Origin of the sequence: Agarivorans sp. Alg241-V36, from assembly GCF_900537085.1 — a bacterium.
Classification (GTDB): Bacteria; Pseudomonadota; Gammaproteobacteria; order Enterobacterales; family Celerinatantimonadaceae; genus Agarivorans.
In genome coordinates this window covers 431,017-446,401 of the sequence record NZ_UNRE01000001.1, presented here as the reverse complement: position 1 = coordinate 446,401, position 15,385 = coordinate 431,017, and the positions used below count along the sequence as shown (strand labels likewise).

The following is a 15,385-nucleotide window of genomic DNA, read 5'->3' as shown; positions in this document are numbered from 1 at the left end:
AACCGGCCAGCTATTAACTTGTCCCGCTTAAATTGCTTTGTTAGGCTTTATTTACGAACCGTATTTTGATGTTTAGCTAACATCTCTGGGAAACTTCCATTAGGAACAGACTTCCAAAAAAACTCTGCTTCACTGATGCTGTTTTTTATGTAAACCGTCCCATCTCCTGTGTTAAGAATTAAATATTTAAACTCGTAACCACCCGATGCATTTTCTTTTACAATTTCCAGTTCACAAATAACAAAATTAGAATCCCAACCAAAGTTATTACACCACTGCTCTGAATTATCTAACATTCCGAAATATTCATACATACGCTGATCATTTGGAGTCGATATATATCCATATATCCCTCCATTTGAATGGAAAGAATATCCATTTGGTAGCCCTGTTTTCAGTAAAGGGGGATCAACGCAACCAAAAAGGAAAAACACAAAAATTATTAGTAACCTCATATTTACGCGGACCTAATTATTTGTAAGCCTAACGCCTCAAACACCGGCTTGGTGAAGTTGGCGGCTTTTTTGGAACAAAAAAGGTGACAGCTTTACCAAGTCCGCGTGCTTTGACTTGTTACATTTTAACCGTGAAGCCATTGCTGATTACCTCAAGTTGCCCAATACCATTAAAATTAAATTTGTAATGCTTGTACTCTTCCTGAGCCCCGATTTCACCTTGCTTTATATGCTCTGCCAACCATTCTGACTCAGTAATTACGTGGCTTCTATCGTATTCTTCGCCTTCGATGAAGGTTTCGATCATTTGCCATTTAAATGCAACGGTATCTGAAAAGAACACTTCGCGCTGATTTTCCTGCCAATCCTTAAATTTAAGGATCAAGTCTCCCTCATCCATATCGATGTCGGGGAAGTCAGCATCTGCGGTTGAAAAACCTGGATCTATTATCTCTGCTAGTTCCATGCTCGATCTATTTTGAAATGTAACGCCGCGAATAAACGGGCAAGTAGTGCTTGGCTAAAATTTGCGAGGTACGAGCACGAGCCAAGCATTACGTGTCCGAATTAATTGCTTTGTTAGCTTTCGTGTAATACTCCCTAAAAACTCTTTTGCCATTTTGACTGCTAAAAAAGTAATAGAAAGATGACGGAGCTAGCAAAAAATAAAATAAGGCAGACCACCAAACAAACGGGCTATTATCTGGAATTATAAATATCCGGACTAGTATGGAGATTAAAAACAGACTCGATATCGATATTAGTGTGGTTCTAGCCCAGTTGTCACTCCAGATATGCCTCAGCAATTTGATATTTTTTATGCTAATCACTGCTGTTATCCCTATAAGAAGCAAAAGGGATTCGTACCTGCCATTTAAAGCATAGATTGCAGCAAAAAAGGGGATAAAGAAGTAAATAAACAATGAGTTCGAATACTGCTCTTTTGCTTTCTTTTTCTTAAAGCCTTCTGGATTTGTGTGTTTTTCAATATCTTCACTGCCTGCGTTTGCAGGACAGCCGCAAAATGCACACTTATCCAAGTTTGCTTCATTACCAGACTCACAAGCCTGACATGTCCATCTGTAACCTACCATTAATCTCCAATCTCAAAAGAAAGCTAACGCCGCCATATGGGGCATTGTTTATGGAGTGGAGCTTTGGGGTAAAGTGGCGAAGCCACCCCAAAGCGCAGCGGAGTAAACAATGTCCCTATGATGGCCTGGTTATGTGATTTTGTTTTATTGATTAGTTTCATACGCCCGCAATAATGAATTAACTGATTCGATTGATACCGAGCTAGATTTTTTAGTACTGGTTTCGTTTAGGTACGAATTTAGTAACCGAAATTCATCGTCTGTTTTAATTGCGCCCCGCTGAACAATAGATAGCACTAACCTTGATTCTTTTGACCGCATGAAAGTAAGCGAAGGCAAATTTTTAGCTTCTAATGTTTCATTTAGGAGTTCTAATTTTTCGCCTGTGTAGTCTTGAGACATTTCAATGACTTCAGAGACCGTACTATTTATATCTCTCTTGTTCTTAAACGAAGAAACTACTTTTATCATATCTTTCAAGAACGGTATTTCTTCATGTTCTGTTCGATTGATGTATTCAAGTACCTCAACACAAAACTCTTTTAGTCTATTCAGCTCCTTATCCACTCAGACTCCTTGTGCACATAACGCTAAGTTAAGGCGCGACAACACGCTTGCCAAACTGTGAGCGAAGCGAAACCGGCAAGCGTTTGGAGTCGCACTTTAACGCCTTGTTAAGTGTTTTTTTCTCTAACAAATAAACCTATAGCTAAACTAATTAAGCCTAGAACTAGTGAACCAGTAATCCATTTAAACATGTCATAAGCACGTGATACTTGTTTATCAATATTTGTAACTGTAGAGTCCAATTGACTTTGGAGGCTTACAATATCCCTTTTTAATAAGGGGAGTTCTAAAGCTTTTTGTGGAGACTCTAGGATTGCGTTATTAAGTTTATCTAGGGTTCCGCTTAAATCATTAATTCTATTTTCTAACTCCGCTATTTTAGTTGAAACTGGAAGTTCTGTTGGTAGTTCTCCCATAGCATCTATTTTAGCTTTAATCTCTTTAAACTCCGCACGCGTAGATTTTATTAACTCGTACGCATCATCTTTATATAAAACAACAGAAACCCCTTTAGGATCAACACCTAACTCGTTCATAAAAGAGTAATTGTAGATGTATGTTGAGAATGCAAACATAGCGGCGCAAATTGTTGTAAATATAGTTATATATTCAATGATTTTAGTACTTTTTGATACACCCAATTTAATTCATCCTCAATCGTGGAGAAACACTTAACGCTTCAAGAATGGGCTGGCGTAGCCAGTCCCGCGGAGGCCGTGCTTTTCAGCGGCCGGAGTGCAATTGCTTGACTTGTTATATGTCATTTTGTCGCTGCCACCGTCGCGCTTGCGCAAACGACTTATGCCGTAGTTGTTGTAAATCAGTTTTATCTGACGAGATACTTAAAAGCTTCTCGCAAATAGCTGAGTTCATTTGAAATCCGTTCTCCGTCCAACCAACTGCCTTCAACGCCCAATGTCGACTTGGAAAACTCAAGGAAAATTCAACAACCTTCGACAGTACGTCTGTGGTGATGGAGCTACTCTCGGACAATTCACCTAATACTTCAGGATATGGGTATTCCAGTATTGGAAGTAAAAACATCAGGTTGTTATGTTCACTCCAAAGTTGCTCGAGATCTTCAATACTCTTCATGACATATAACGCTTACAGCATTGGCGCGGTCTTTTTCGCGTCCATTGCCTGTGATTGTTATGGTGTGAGTTTCTTGCCCATACATATAGAGCGCTCCACACCAACATAATTTCCATAACCATCTATTTCTAAGTAGCGTTGACTTGAGTAGAAATTTACGGCGTTTTCATTAATCCTACGAGTGGATAAGACTGCCTCAGAGTAACCTAATTGGATGGCAACCCTCTCCAACTCAGAAATTAGGAATTTTCCAACACCTTTCTTTTTAGAATACATTCGTTTTATTTCACAGGTACCTTTGTTGATGTAACGAATGCAGCCAGTACCCATCGGTTTTTTGTCGCTGTAGACAACGACTATGGAATCCGTCGAAGGATTAAAACTTTCTGTGCTAAAGGACGACTCACCAGTGTCACCGGTTAGCAACCCTAATTCTTGGTTTAATTCAGATATTAATGACAAATAGTCCGAATCATTTGGATCTACTGTTTTAGAGACAGGCTTCATCTTTAACCATAACGCAAAGCACAGAGGCGCGCGGCTTTTTGCGCGTCCTGCCCCGTAGGGGCGAACTGCTGCGTATTGTTATGCATTTCTTGCCGCCCAGTACTCTGCTTCTAACCAAGAACAGAGTGCCTCTACATTAGAAATTGCCTCAATAATTTTCTCATGAGAGGGAGAAATAGTAGGTGGAAATAACCATGACTGTTCTTCCTGATCAGAAGCTAGCGCCAACTCGGAATCCTGAACAAAATACGGATTTGGATGTTTATTTAAATCACTTTTCGAATGAGATACGTTGACTGTAGTAAGTTCCTCAGGATGTTGAATACGATTTCTGACCAAGGGGATCTGCTCAACTATATCCAAATTAGCCGGGCAAGCCGACATATCTAAATCTATTTCTTTGAAGATTTCACGATATCCATTGAACCAACCTTTCTTTTTGAAGTTCACCTCAAAAGTCATGCCGTGATACTTATCTAAACGATCAACCCATGCTTTAAGATACAGCTGAAGTGACGATGCAAGCATTGACAAAGCATGATGCCCACAGGTTTCCAAGCCAGATTTTGCATCTATCCATTCGGATAAAAAAGGTGGCTCGCCATCTTCACTGTATGGCGGGACATAAGGTTCTACCTCATTCTCAATATCATCCATAGTCTTAGCGAATGGTGCTATAGCAGCCTCGTAAAAATAACGGATGAATTTTATTCGATCCTTAAGAAAAAACTCAATGTCCATATTCACTACCTATATGCATAACAGTTTATTAATAGGAAAATTTCCTTGTTTAAACACGGAATTTTTCCTCTTATCATACATTTGATAAAAACAAGGTTATCACCTTTCCTAAGCTACATCAGCCACCTAGCTCGAAAAATAACAAAAACATCAGCATGAAAGTATGCAACAACTTGTAGAAAGTAGGAATTGCAACAATACTGTATAAAAAAACAGTGAAAGAAGGATTGCAATGAACTCGCCTTATCTCAGCTATATAGAAGAAAAAATGCGAACTAAGCGCTTTAGGGAATCAACCATCCGTAGCTACCGACAATGGATAAAACGCTTTATTTTATTTCATCACAAAAAGCACCCTAGCGACTTACATAATCATGAAGTTGAGCAATTTCTCAGCCACTTAGCCAATCAAAGGAACTTGGCTCCGCAAAGCCAAGCAGTGGCACTAAACGCTTTGGTCTTTCTTTATAAAGAGGTTGTTAATAAGCCCTTATCACTTCAATTAGACTTTCGCCATAGCAAGCGTCAAGCCAAACTGCCTGTTGTACTCACTCGTCACGAGGTTACCGCATTAATAGATGCGCTTTCCCCACCACACGTATTAATGGCTCAACTCATGTATGGTAGCGGCCTGCGAAAAACCGAAATGTTACGTTTGCGTATTAAAGATATTGATTTTGACTATTTCGGTATTGAAATATGGGACGCCAAAGGGGGTAAGCATAGGCGGGTGACACTGGCAAAGTCACTGGTTGCTGCGATACAAAAGCAAATTACAGTTGCCTATCAGTACTATCAGAGTGACAAGCTAAAAAACCAATATGCCGGTGTATATTTACCTTATGCTCTTGCTAAGAAGTACCCAGCTGCGCCACACGACTTTGCTTGGCATTATTTGTTTCCTTCGCACTCTTTAAGTAAAGATCCCAACGATGGCTGCATTCGCCGCCATCATCTAGACCCAAGCGGTATTCAAAAAGCACTTAAGGCTGCCAGAATAAAAACTCATATTCGTAAACCTATCACTTGCCATACCTTGCGCCATTCTTTTGCTACGCATTTATTGCAACGAGGTACCGATATTCGCACCATTCAAGCTCAGTTAGGTCACAGTGATATTAGAACCACTCAGATTTATACCCATGTACTTAATATGGGGGCCGATGGCGTGGCTAGCCCCTTAGACATGGTTTAAGCCAAATCATCCAAAGCCGGTGAAAACTCTACATCTGAGTTTTGAATTAAGGTGGGAGTGGCTAGGCTTAGGCATTGTTCAATGTTGACTTGCACATAACGCTGCGCTCCCGGATAAGGTTTTACTTGCGACATATCCCAAATGATTGAAGCCTTACCTTTAATCCAAAAGCTGTAGCCTGTTTCAAAGTCTGGTATGTACAAACCTACCCTTGAGTCTGCCACTATGTTGCCGAGAGTATTGAAGAGATTGTTGCCCGAAAAATCTGGGAATATTAGGCTTGGTGCTTTGCTGTTATTGCCCTTAACTACCTCGATAAAACCCGGCTTGCCACCACGGTGAGAGATATCCACACCATCGCTGTCTTCACTATTTAAAGCAGCAGCTCTAGAGGCGATAAAAAAGGTGTCGCTGTGTTTTAGCACCTGCTCAAGCACTACATTGTTTACTTCAAGTTCGCTAAAGTCTGCAGCCTTTGGCACAAAAGCTTGGTTAAATACACTTGGCTTTAACTCGCGCTTTTGAATGTACTTTGGACAGTTGCCAAAGCTTTGCTGTACTTCAAAACGCAGCGCTTGTTCACTTAAATAAGCCACCAAACCGTTTACTCGATTGCGCCGACGAGTCGTTAATTCCAAGCCCAACAAACCGATGCTATCCCCCACCGACAACTGGGCGACTTGCGCGTATTCGATAAGTGCTCTGGCTTCTATAGATAAGGTGGTGGAATTGGGCGAGCTTACAAAGCCTTGCTCGCCCAAAATAGGGGTGGCCCAAGGGTGGCCTTGATTGTCTAGCACTCCGACATACAACAAGGGCTGCTGGCTAAAAAATTCGCGATGCTGTTGTGGCATGTAGCTGCGAATCGCTTTATCGCCGATGGCTTTAGCAATGTCCGCTGCCCCTACCCGTTGCTGCACGCTTAGTTCACCTTGATGAAAAACAGCCATAAACGCCTCCCCCTTGTTACCGCGAGTTTTTGCTATAAACCCAAATCACTTAAGCTTGGATGATCGTCAGGCCTGCGCCCTTGCGGCCAATGAAATAAGCGTTCTTCTTCACTTATCGCCAAATCGTTAATGCTGGCATGACGGCTTTGCATCAAACCATTCTCATCAAACTCCCAGTTTTCGTTGCCATAAGCTCGATACCACTGTCCCGCTTGATCTTGCCACTCGTAAGCAAAACGCACCGCAATGCGATTTCTGCTGTAAGCCCAAAGCTCTTTAATTAAGCGATAAGCTTGCTCTTTATCCCACTTGGCGCTTAAAAATTGCTGAATTTGCTCACGGCCATTAATAAAAGTATCGCGATTTCGCCATTGGCTGTCTTTGGTATAAGCCAAAGCCACTTTCTCTGGGTTTCGCGAGTTCCAACCATCTTCGGCCATGCGCACTTTTAGTGCAGCGGTATCGGCATTAAACGGCGGTAACGGCAGGCGTTGCTCTGTGGTCATACTGTTTTCCTATGTTTGAGGCATTAGTCATTGAATGCATTCTGTTTAAGCAATTTCTGGGCAAGTTAGGCAATTGCATGGCTAAGCACCATGCAACGAGTGTTGCTTAAACGACTTCTTTTAGCGGGGTTTGCTGCATGGCAACAAAGCCTTCTAGCCCCTCAACATTGGCTAACCAGCGCAGTATGTTGGAATAGGTGCCCAGCTCAACCTTGCCCTCTGGAGCATGGGCGATGTAGGAGTAACAGGCTACGTCGGCAATGCTGGCGCGTTCGCCTACCATCCACTGCTTGTCTTCCAGCAATCCGTCGATAATCGCCAACATTTGATGGCTCGTTTCAATCACTGCTTGTTGGTCAAATTTAGCGCCAAACACTGTAATTAGCCTGGCTCGAGCTGGGCCTTCAGCAAGATCACGCGCCGCTAAGGCTAACCACTGTTGAACCTGTGCTTGCTGCTCGCTAGATTTAGGGTTCCAGCTGGGTGCATAAGTATTAGCTAGGTGGGTAATAATGGCGATAGAGTCGCGAATCACTAGGCCATCATCTTCCAAAACAGGGACTAGCGAGAAGGGATTTAAAGCCTTAAATGCTGGCTGTTTATGCTCACCTTGAGCGAGGTTAATAGCGACTTTCTGATAAGGCTGGTTTATTAAACCCAGCATTAATCGAACGCGATGCGCATGGCCAGATAGTTCAAAATCGTAAAGCTTAATCATGGTGTTGTCCTTATTGTTTAACGCTTATTTCCGAAAAAATTTTCCAAAATAGGTTTTCCCACAGCTGTATACACAAATTGGTATTTGCCAAGCCCTATACGTGGCTAGCTATTACTCAAACCCAAAGGTATACAAATCTGTCTACTTGTTAAATAAATTAGGAGACAGACCTGTCTATGTCAATAAAAATATAAACCAAAGTGATAAGAAATCTAACGGAAACAATTCAAGCTATTGTTTTTATTACCAAATAATTAATTAAGAATTTGTGAACAAGAAGATTTGCTGAACAAAGAGACAGAGCGGTATACTTAGCGGACGCAATTGGGAATTAATATGGCTAGCACTAAACGAGATTTACTGATCGACACTGCCCAAGGGCTTTTTTACCAACATGGTTTTAGAGCAACTGGTATTGATACTATTTTGGCAGAATCTGGGGTGGCAAAAAAAACCTTATACAACCACTTTAAGTCGAAGGAAGATCTTATTGTAGCTTGTTTGTATCGCCGAGATCAGCAGCTATTAAGTTTGTTAGAAAACAGCATTGAGCGACTGGCCCCTAAGCAACAATGTTCGCCTCAGCTAGCGCGCATTATGGCCTTTTTTGATGCATTAGATGGCTGGATAAACTCTGATGATTTTTTTGGCTGCATGTTTATTAATGCCTCTGCCGAATACCATCAAGCCGACAACCCAGTACACATAGCTTGTACCGAGCACAAAAATTTAGTGATAAAACTGATTGAAAAGCAGCTAAGTGAGTTAGCACTTCCCCAGCCTTTAGAAACCGCCAAGCAGCTAGCTATTTTAGCCGATGGCGCGATAGTAGGCGCTCACACCACTAACGATTTAGCCTCGGCCAAGCAGGCTAAAATAGTGGCAGGAGTTTTGTTAAATTCTTACGCTCAAGCAGCGTAGACCCAGCCTTAGCGCGCTGGGCTTATCTTGTACAAGTTGCCGCTGTCGGCACTAAAGTAGAGGTTTCCTTGGCTGTCGCTAAGCAGCGCGCGCACTCGCTCATTAAGATCTTCAAGCAGCCGCTCTTCGCCCGCTGGCATGCCGTTTTCGTCCATGATAATTCGGTTAAGGTGTTGTAACTTTAAGGCACCACTAAACAAGTCACCTTGCCATGCTGGAAAAGCCTCTCCCGAATAGTAAAGCAGCGAGCCTGGAGCTATGGAAGGCACGTATACTTTTAGCGGTGAGTTTATCCCCTCTTTAGTTTCTGCTTCACCTACTTTTAACGGCCCCCAGTACTCTTTACCGTGAGAGGTGATTGGCCAGCCATAATTGGCTCCAGCTTCAAGTAAATTAAGTTCATCGCCTCCGCGCGGGCCGTGCTCAATCGCCCACACATGCTGATGTTTAGTATCATAAGCTAGGCCTTGGGGATTACGGTGACCATAGCTATAAATGGCGTCGGCTACCTTTTTATTGGCCACAAAGGGATTGTTACTAGGTACGCTGCCGTCAAGGTTCAAGCGCACAATGGTAGCTGCATGGTTAAGGGTGTTTTGGCCATTGTCGCGGTCGCCTCTATCCCCTATCGAAAAGTAGATATACGAGTCATCAAATGTGATGCGGCTACCATAATGGCGATTACTTGAACTGGCAGAGTCACTAATAAACACATCCTGCCAAGCACTCATACTGACTTGGCCAATCTCGTTTTGCTGAATTTGAGCCTTAGCTAAGGTAGTCACTCCACTGCCATTTTGTGGTTTGCTGTAGGTGAAATAAAAGTAGCCATCGGGGCCTTTTACCACGTCGAGTAAACCACCCTGCCCTTGCGCCCAAACAGCTGGCAAACCGCTAATGTTTTGCCAAGCCTGTTTACCTTGCTTTGCTTTAGTGAGGTTAACGCTTACTAACTCGCCACGACGCAAGGTTACGATAAGTGTATTGCTGTTTAGCCAAGCCATACCCCAAGGCACACCTGGGACTTGAATGAGCTTTTCCAGCTCGAAAGACTGGTCTTGGCTGGCAAATGTCGACAACCGCTCTGCTTTGGCGGCAAGAGCAATTAAACATAGAAAACAGCAAATTATCGTCTTAAGAAACGAGTCTATTTGTAAAGTCTTTACCATGACAAACTCCATTCAAGCTGAGAGCTACGAGTTGATACTTCATTCAAAGTTTAAGAGTTAAGCGAAATTAATAATAAATCAATCACTAGGGGTTCTCTTAAAGCTTACCTTCTGTTAATTTTAAGATACAAAAGGAGTTAGCATGATCAACATAGCATTTCGTAACTTAAAAAATAACTACTCACCTTATTCCTATGATGCCCATGATTGTACGATGTATTTCCCGAATACGTGTGCAATAAGAATGAGTGAAGCTTTAGTAAAAACAAATAGTTTATTCTTAGCACGCTTTAAAGGATCAGCTAAAAATAAGTGCCCTCATGGTTACTTGCGAGGTGCGCAAGATTTGGCATCTGTGCTTTCGAAACCTAGTGTATTAGGTACCAGAACGAAAGGGTGGAATGGCACGCCAAATGCTGTAGTCCCAGACGATATCAAATCCGAAACAGGAATAATTTGTTTTATGAACATACCGGGCTTTGATGGCCAAGGGCACATTGACTTGTGGAATAAAACGGATGCTGTTGGCAGCCACTATTGGGATGCCGAAACGATTTGGTTTTGGAGCATCACTTAATGAAAAATTTCTCACTGTGCCTTATTACACTTAGCTTCAGTTTGGTTGGCAACACCGCGGCACTAGAAGTATTTGATTCAAAAGTAGAATTACAAGCCAATTGCAATCTCGTTGTTGAAACAGATGGAATAACAAAAACGATTGAACCTGCTTTCTCTCAGGAAGGTCAGTGTTCAATAATGACACACGGAAAGACTAACGTTCCCAAAACTTTATATGTAAATGGTATGTATGTCTTTTTTATCGAAAATAGCCTTAAGTCGGATTCTGCTTGCAAGGCCCAAGCAACATCTTTTGGAATAGATAAGCAAAACAACTTATATATAACCGATTACATAAAGTCGTTTTCTAGATGCAATTTAGCCCTTGAAGCGAAAAGCTTTGAGATATTCTCGGCAAAAATGAAAGCCAACTAATTTATCTAGATAATTGCAGCCTCTATAATGCCGACTAAAGTCGGCTTTTTATTCACGTATTTACTTACCCCATAGCCTACAAAAATACACTCGTTATTTCATTTTGGTCGCGCTCTTGCGCTGCTTGGTTAATGGCAAATCGGCCAAGCTAAGCAAAGGTGCTAGCTTGGCCTAGCAAGTTAAACTGTAAGCACAATTTTGCCTAAGAACTGCTTTTCTAGAAACTTGCTTTGAGCCGCTACAATTTCTTTAAGCGGGAAGGTATGGGCCACCAGCGGCGCTACTTCTTGTTGCTCTATACGCTTAATCAAGTTGCCAAATACCTCTGGCTCGATCACCGTACCACCAAAAAAGCTCAGGTCTTTGAGATAAAGTGTGCGTACATCTAGCTCAACCATGGCTCCACCAATGGCACCAGACACCGCATAACGACCTTTGGAGCGAAGCACTTCGAGCAGCTGTGGGAACAAATCCCCCGCCACTAAATCAATTACTACATCTACGCTATTGGCTGGCACAACATCGCTAAGTTTTTCACTACGAAGTACTATTTCATCTACACCCAACTGGCTAATTTTTTGCTGCTTAGACGCACTGGTTAAGGCCATTACATAAGCGCCACGCGCTTTAGCTAGCTGAATAGCAGCCGAGCCAACACCGCCAGAGGCACCAGTAATTAATACCCGATCCCCCGCTTTTACTTGCGCCCGCGTTAGTAGGTTTTCGGCAGTAGAATAAGAACATGGGAAAGAGGCTAACTCAGCATCGCTGTAGTCGCTGTTAATCTGGTAAGCATGGCGAGCCGCAACCTTGCTATATTCGGCAAAACCACCATCACACTCAGAGCCAAAGTACCTGGCTTGTTCTGGCTCTGTGCCATTTACTTCACGTAAGCACGGCTCAATTAATACTCGCTCGCCTACTCGACTCGCATCAACTTGTTCGCCCACGGCAACAATGTAACCACACACATCAGCCCCCTGAATACGCGGAAATTGCAAAGCCTCGCTGGACCAACTGGCGTCTTCTGCATCGTCACTTTTTGAGTACCAACCAATACGGGTATTGATGTCGGTATTGTTTACCCCAGCGGCGGCTACTTTCACTAATACCTCGCGCGCGCCAATGTTTGGCAGTGCTATGTCGGTTCGGTAGCTCAGTTTGTCGGTATCACCGTGGCCAGTCATTTGCACGGCGCACATTGTTTTGGGAAGAGTAGTCATTACCAGTTACCTAAAAGTTGTTCTAAAGTGAGTTGAGCCGTCTCAAAGCTCGAGGCACCAATTACCGGCCACGCAGCGCTTAAGCCTTCATGCAGTAAAAAGACTTGCATGGCTAATGCTTCATCGCCACACAGTGTTACAAACAGGGCCAGCAGATCTTGCTTATGTTGCTTTACCGCTTCGCTGATTAAGCTGTTGTCGGGATACGCCGCCAATGCACTCATCGACATACAACCCTTTGGCGCTTGAGTTTGCATCCACTGTTCTAGCTGACTAAATATCGCTAATAAACTGTCTTTGCGCGTGGTTGTTTGCTCGGCCGACAAAAGCTCAATATAACGAGCATGTCTATGCTGCAAAGCGCCAATCACCATGGATTCTTTGGAAGGGAAATAGCGATAAAGGGTACGCAAACTTACCCCTGAGGCTTTTTGCAATTTAGCTACGCTTGGCTCAGTAAAACCATAATCACTAAAAGCTTGTTCAAGTTGTGCGGCGATCTGTTGTTCAATCATTACTACCATCAAGTAGAGTGTTCATTCTACCCGCAATTGTAGAATGAACATTCTACCCAGGTCAACTAAGCAGTCGTATAGTGACGCCTAATGAACAGCCTAAACTGAATACGCTCAACACCAAGCGATAGAAAAATCACACAAAAACAATCAACTGAGAAGAAACAGAGAAACTCTCTAAGGCATTAAGAAAACAGTGGAAATGAGGGAAAACGCAGAGGTAAAGCTTAACAAGCTAAATGGTAGTAAAGGGGAAATGTAAGCCACAGTGCAAGTTGCTCCATGGCTTGAGACAAAAGAAGCTTACTTATAAAACGCTTCAACTTCGCCTTTTAGTTTAATCAGCATTGGCTGGCCGAAACGGTCTTTTGCTTTAGGTGAAGGGATTTTTACCCAGCCTTCACTCATGCAATATTCCTCAACGTCGGTGCGCTCTTTGCCATTAAGTTTAATGCCAATGTCGTGCTCAAAACACTCAGCTACATGGTGAGGGCTACGAGGGTTACCCGCAAGGTGATCTGGCAAAGCAGGTTTAGCGTTGTTGTCGCTCATGTTCAATACCTGAAATACGTAAAAAGTGCGTCATTGTAGACAATGCAGCCCACAGACTCAATCAGTCGTCACGCTCAGGGTTAAACGAAGTAGCGCTACGCGAAGCCTTTTTAGCTGCAAAAAAATCACAGGCGGTTCGTGTTGCTAAGGTAGGTTGCTCCCACGCGCCACACAAATCTTTTTGGTTATCGGCAGTACGGGTAAATTGACGGCATTGGCCACACTTGCTCATGCTCTATTCCTTGAGGCAAAAAATGTCTCAAGAGACTACTAAAACAAGTAGGCTAAGCATTTGATAAAAATCAACAATTCACTCATTCGCTCAAGAGGGATTTAAGCGCCTTACGAATCAGTTTATCGCTAACTTCGGTGATAACTAAACGCGCGCCTAGCAGCCCCAATAATGCCGATAGCACTAGTGCCCAAGTGCTTAAACCAAAAAATAAATAACTCGCAGCCATAAATATCAGCACAAAGCTAATACGCACCGAGTATTTTAAAAGCGGAAGCACCGGCAGCTTTGCCGAGCCATTTACTTGCTCAAAGGCTTTTTCTAACAGGGTAAATTGCTGCTCTCGATCCAAGTGGGCGATCTCGTCGAAATAATCAATATAAGGTTTAACGTCCATGTGTACTCTAGGTTTTTTGGGCTATGTTGAGGGTATTATTGCTAGCCCTTTAGCTTAACGATTAAGGGCATTAACCAACTAGGAAATAACGAATGATTCCGTAAATATATAGTATCGAAAAGATGATGTTGATGTACTTAAGCTGTCGCTCAGTATGAAGCCACGCACAATAAATCCAAATCAAGCAAAATGGCAGGCTGACAAAAATGGTCAGTGGGTACCAATCTTGTACTGCTGCTACCGTGCTAACAATCCCAAGCACTAAAGCAATCCACTTTAATTCTTGTTCATATTTAGCGAGACTTTTCCCGGTCATTAACTATCTTCTCCTTGATGTATGGCCTTTGAGTAATACTGAGCAAGCTAATTGCTGCGCGAACTCTCGTAAGCATTATTGCGCGGTATATCTGCGTCTAGGTCTTCCCAGTTGGCTTTAGAACTAACGAAGTTATGCGCTATTGGCCGCTCTTTAATTGGCGTATCTAAGATACCTAAACGGATACGAATGCGGCTAGGGTCGGCATCATTAGAGCTGTAAATTGGCGAAGCACATACCTTACAAAAATGTCGTTGCTTGCCAGGCGAAGTTTGATAGTGACCAAAGCTATTAAGCCCTTCGCGTACAGTAAAATCATTGCTATTTACAAAGCCATTTGTCGCAAAAGCAGTACCGCTATTTTTTCTGCATAGAGAGCAATGGCAGTGAATAATGGCATCTATTCCGCCACATATTTCTACTTTGATTGCACCGCATAAACAACTTCCTTGATACATAGCTTTTCCCTTTTCTTTACATCAACTTATTGTCACAAACATTAGCAGGGGCTCAGCTCACATTTATAGGATGTAGTGCAAACTTACTTAGCTTTATAACATAAAAGCCCTAGAATCCTCACCCCAACATCAAATTGGCCAACTGCAAGGGATCGTTGAACCAATTTTTCTCTATTTCCCCAAACCTAGCAGCAACTAAGTTCACTCCATTTGGTTTACTTTATGTTGCTCGGTATTAGCGTCAAACATCAAGGACGAAGAATATCCATGTTTAAGAAAAGTGTTATAGCCCTTTCTATCCTGTTGGCCTCAGGTTGCTCGAGCATCGTTAGTGATAGTAAATATTTGGTAGCCATTGATTCTACTCCCAGCCAAGCCAGCTTCTATATCAAGAACAGAGCAGGTGTAACCGTTCAGAACGGACAAACGCCAGAAACCCTTACCCTAAATGCATCTGCTGGTTATTTTAAAGGCGAAACCTACCAATTAGTATTTAATAAAGAAGGCTATGAAGAGCAAATCATCGAGCTTAAAAGCAGTGTAGATGGTTGGTACTTTGGTAACATTTTGTTTGGCGGCTTAATTGGTATGTTAATCGTAGACCCAGCCACGGGTGCTATGTACAAGCTGCCAGAAAAAGCCACTGCAGAACTCAGCGAAAACAAACAAGAAAGCAAAGAATCACTCACTATTGCAATGCTAAACAGTATTCCAAAACAGCAGCAAGCGCAGTTAATACCGCTGACTGAATAACTACAGCAATTAAGGCAGCAGGCTAAAC

General features: G+C 42.6%; 23 protein-coding genes. 5 read left to right on the top strand and 18 right to left on the bottom strand.

What is annotated here, in order from left to right:
* Positions 1–47: 47 nt before the first annotated feature.
* The 7 genes from G6R11_RS02140 to G6R11_RS02110 form a co-directional block, all read right to left on the bottom strand.
* Complete coding sequence (locus G6R11_RS02140; RefSeq protein WP_163131049.1) at positions 48–455, bottom strand: hypothetical protein; 408 nt, start codon at positions 453–455, stop codon at positions 48–50.
* A 118-nt stretch (positions 456–573) separates the two neighbouring features.
* Positions 574–921 (bottom strand): hypothetical protein, encoded by a 348-nt coding sequence (locus tag G6R11_RS02135; RefSeq protein ID WP_163131047.1) that lies wholly within the window; start codon positions 919–921, stop codon positions 574–576.
* An 88-nt stretch (positions 922–1,009) separates the two neighbouring features.
* A complete protein-coding gene (locus G6R11_RS02130) occupies positions 1,010–1,549 on the bottom strand; it encodes a hypothetical protein (RefSeq protein WP_163131045.1) in 540 nt (179 codons plus the stop codon).
* A 144-nt stretch (positions 1,550–1,693) separates the two neighbouring features.
* Positions 1,694–2,116, bottom strand: coding sequence for a hypothetical protein (locus G6R11_RS02125; protein WP_163131043.1), 423 nt, complete (start codon positions 2,114–2,116; stop codon positions 1,694–1,696).
* 107 nt (positions 2,117–2,223) lie between these two features.
* On the bottom strand, positions 2,224–2,757 hold the full coding sequence (locus tag G6R11_RS02120; protein ID WP_163131041.1) for a hypothetical protein: 534 nt from the start codon (positions 2,755–2,757) through the stop codon (positions 2,224–2,226).
* Positions 2,758–3,268: 511 nt separating this feature from the next.
* Positions 3,269–3,718 carry a GNAT family N-acetyltransferase gene (locus G6R11_RS02115; protein WP_163131039.1) on the bottom strand — a complete coding sequence of 150 codons (450 nt, stop codon included), beginning with the start codon at positions 3,716–3,718 and terminating at the stop codon, positions 3,269–3,271.
* 78 nt (positions 3,719–3,796) lie between these two features.
* Positions 3,797–4,459, bottom strand: a complete 663-nt coding sequence (locus G6R11_RS02110) for a hypothetical protein (protein WP_163131037.1) — start codon at positions 4,457–4,459, stop codon at positions 3,797–3,799.
* Positions 4,460–4,691: 232 nt separating this feature from the next.
* Between G6R11_RS02110 and G6R11_RS02105 the strand changes: the two genes are divergently transcribed.
* Positions 4,692–5,654 carry an integron integrase gene (locus tag G6R11_RS02105; RefSeq protein ID WP_163131035.1) on the top strand — a complete coding sequence of 321 codons (963 nt, stop codon included), beginning with the start codon at positions 4,692–4,694 and terminating at the stop codon, positions 5,652–5,654.
* Here the strand turns inward: G6R11_RS02105 and G6R11_RS02100 are convergent.
* From G6R11_RS02100 to G6R11_RS02090, 3 genes are all read right to left on the bottom strand, one after another.
* Positions 5,651–6,604, bottom strand: a complete 954-nt coding sequence (locus G6R11_RS02100; protein ID WP_163131033.1) for a pyridoxamine 5'-phosphate oxidase family protein — start codon at positions 6,602–6,604, stop codon at positions 5,651–5,653. The genes G6R11_RS02105 and G6R11_RS02100 overlap by 4 nt on opposite strands.
* Before the next feature lie 32 nt (positions 6,605–6,636).
* Positions 6,637–7,110: a nuclear transport factor 2 family protein gene (locus G6R11_RS02095; RefSeq protein WP_163131031.1), complete on the bottom strand. Its 474-nt coding sequence runs from the start codon at positions 7,108–7,110 to the stop codon at positions 6,637–6,639.
* Between the two features lie 106 nt (positions 7,111–7,216).
* A complete protein-coding gene (locus G6R11_RS02090; RefSeq protein WP_163131029.1) occupies positions 7,217–7,828 on the bottom strand; it encodes a glutathione S-transferase family protein in 612 nt (203 codons plus the stop codon).
* A gap of 336 nt (positions 7,829–8,164) precedes the next feature.
* Here G6R11_RS02090 and G6R11_RS02085 point away from each other — a divergent pair, with 336 nt between their 5' ends.
* Complete coding sequence (locus G6R11_RS02085) at positions 8,165–8,749, top strand: TetR/AcrR family transcriptional regulator (protein ID WP_163131027.1); 585 nt, start codon at positions 8,165–8,167, stop codon at positions 8,747–8,749.
* 8 nt (positions 8,750–8,757) lie between these two features.
* Here G6R11_RS02085 and G6R11_RS02080 read toward each other — a convergent pair whose 3' ends face one another.
* Entirely contained in the window at positions 8,758–9,918 is a 1,161-nt protein-coding gene (locus G6R11_RS02080; protein ID WP_163131025.1) for a PQQ-dependent sugar dehydrogenase, read from the bottom strand.
* A gap of 142 nt (positions 9,919–10,060) precedes the next feature.
* Here G6R11_RS02080 and G6R11_RS02075 point away from each other — a divergent pair, with 142 nt between their 5' ends.
* Complete coding sequence (locus G6R11_RS02075) at positions 10,061–10,495, top strand: T6SS effector amidase Tae4 family protein (RefSeq protein WP_163131023.1); 435 nt, start codon at positions 10,061–10,063, stop codon at positions 10,493–10,495.
* Positions 10,495–10,911 (top strand): hypothetical protein, encoded by a 417-nt coding sequence (locus tag G6R11_RS02070; RefSeq protein WP_163131022.1) that lies wholly within the window; start codon positions 10,495–10,497, stop codon positions 10,909–10,911. The genes G6R11_RS02075 and G6R11_RS02070 overlap by 1 nt, the downstream gene beginning before the upstream one ends.
* A gap of 179 nt (positions 10,912–11,090) precedes the next feature.
* Here G6R11_RS02070 and G6R11_RS02065 read toward each other — a convergent pair whose 3' ends face one another.
* From G6R11_RS02065 to G6R11_RS02040, 7 genes are all read right to left on the bottom strand, one after another.
* A complete protein-coding gene (locus G6R11_RS02065) occupies positions 11,091–12,134 on the bottom strand; it encodes an alcohol dehydrogenase family protein (protein ID WP_163131020.1) in 1,044 nt (347 codons plus the stop codon).
* Positions 12,134–12,649, bottom strand: coding sequence for a TetR/AcrR family transcriptional regulator (locus tag G6R11_RS02060; RefSeq protein WP_163131018.1), 516 nt, complete (start codon positions 12,647–12,649; stop codon positions 12,134–12,136). The genes G6R11_RS02065 and G6R11_RS02060 overlap by 1 nt, the downstream gene beginning before the upstream one ends.
* A 303-nt stretch (positions 12,650–12,952) precedes the next feature.
* On the bottom strand, positions 12,953–13,201 hold the full coding sequence (locus G6R11_RS02055) for a DUF3297 family protein (RefSeq protein ID WP_163131016.1): 249 nt from the start codon (positions 13,199–13,201) through the stop codon (positions 12,953–12,955).
* A gap of 61 nt (positions 13,202–13,262) precedes the next feature.
* Positions 13,263–13,433 carry a hypothetical protein gene (locus G6R11_RS21675; RefSeq protein ID WP_205472559.1) on the bottom strand — a complete coding sequence of 57 codons (171 nt, stop codon included), beginning with the start codon at positions 13,431–13,433 and terminating at the stop codon, positions 13,263–13,265.
* A gap of 82 nt (positions 13,434–13,515) precedes the next feature.
* Positions 13,516–13,830 carry a hypothetical protein gene (locus G6R11_RS02050; RefSeq protein ID WP_163131014.1) on the bottom strand — a complete coding sequence of 105 codons (315 nt, stop codon included), beginning with the start codon at positions 13,828–13,830 and terminating at the stop codon, positions 13,516–13,518.
* A 70-nt stretch (positions 13,831–13,900) separates the two neighbouring features.
* Positions 13,901–14,146 (bottom strand): peptidase, encoded by a 246-nt coding sequence (locus tag G6R11_RS02045; RefSeq protein WP_163131012.1) that lies wholly within the window; start codon positions 14,144–14,146, stop codon positions 13,901–13,903.
* Between the two features lie 47 nt (positions 14,147–14,193).
* Positions 14,194–14,604 (bottom strand): GFA family protein, encoded by a 411-nt coding sequence (locus G6R11_RS02040; protein WP_163131010.1) that lies wholly within the window; start codon positions 14,602–14,604, stop codon positions 14,194–14,196.
* Positions 14,605–14,871: 267 nt separating this feature from the next.
* Between G6R11_RS02040 and G6R11_RS02035 the strand changes: the two genes are divergently transcribed.
* Positions 14,872–15,357, top strand: coding sequence for a hypothetical protein (locus tag G6R11_RS02035; RefSeq protein WP_163131008.1), 486 nt, complete (start codon positions 14,872–14,874; stop codon positions 15,355–15,357).
* Positions 15,358–15,385: the final 28 nt, after the last annotated feature.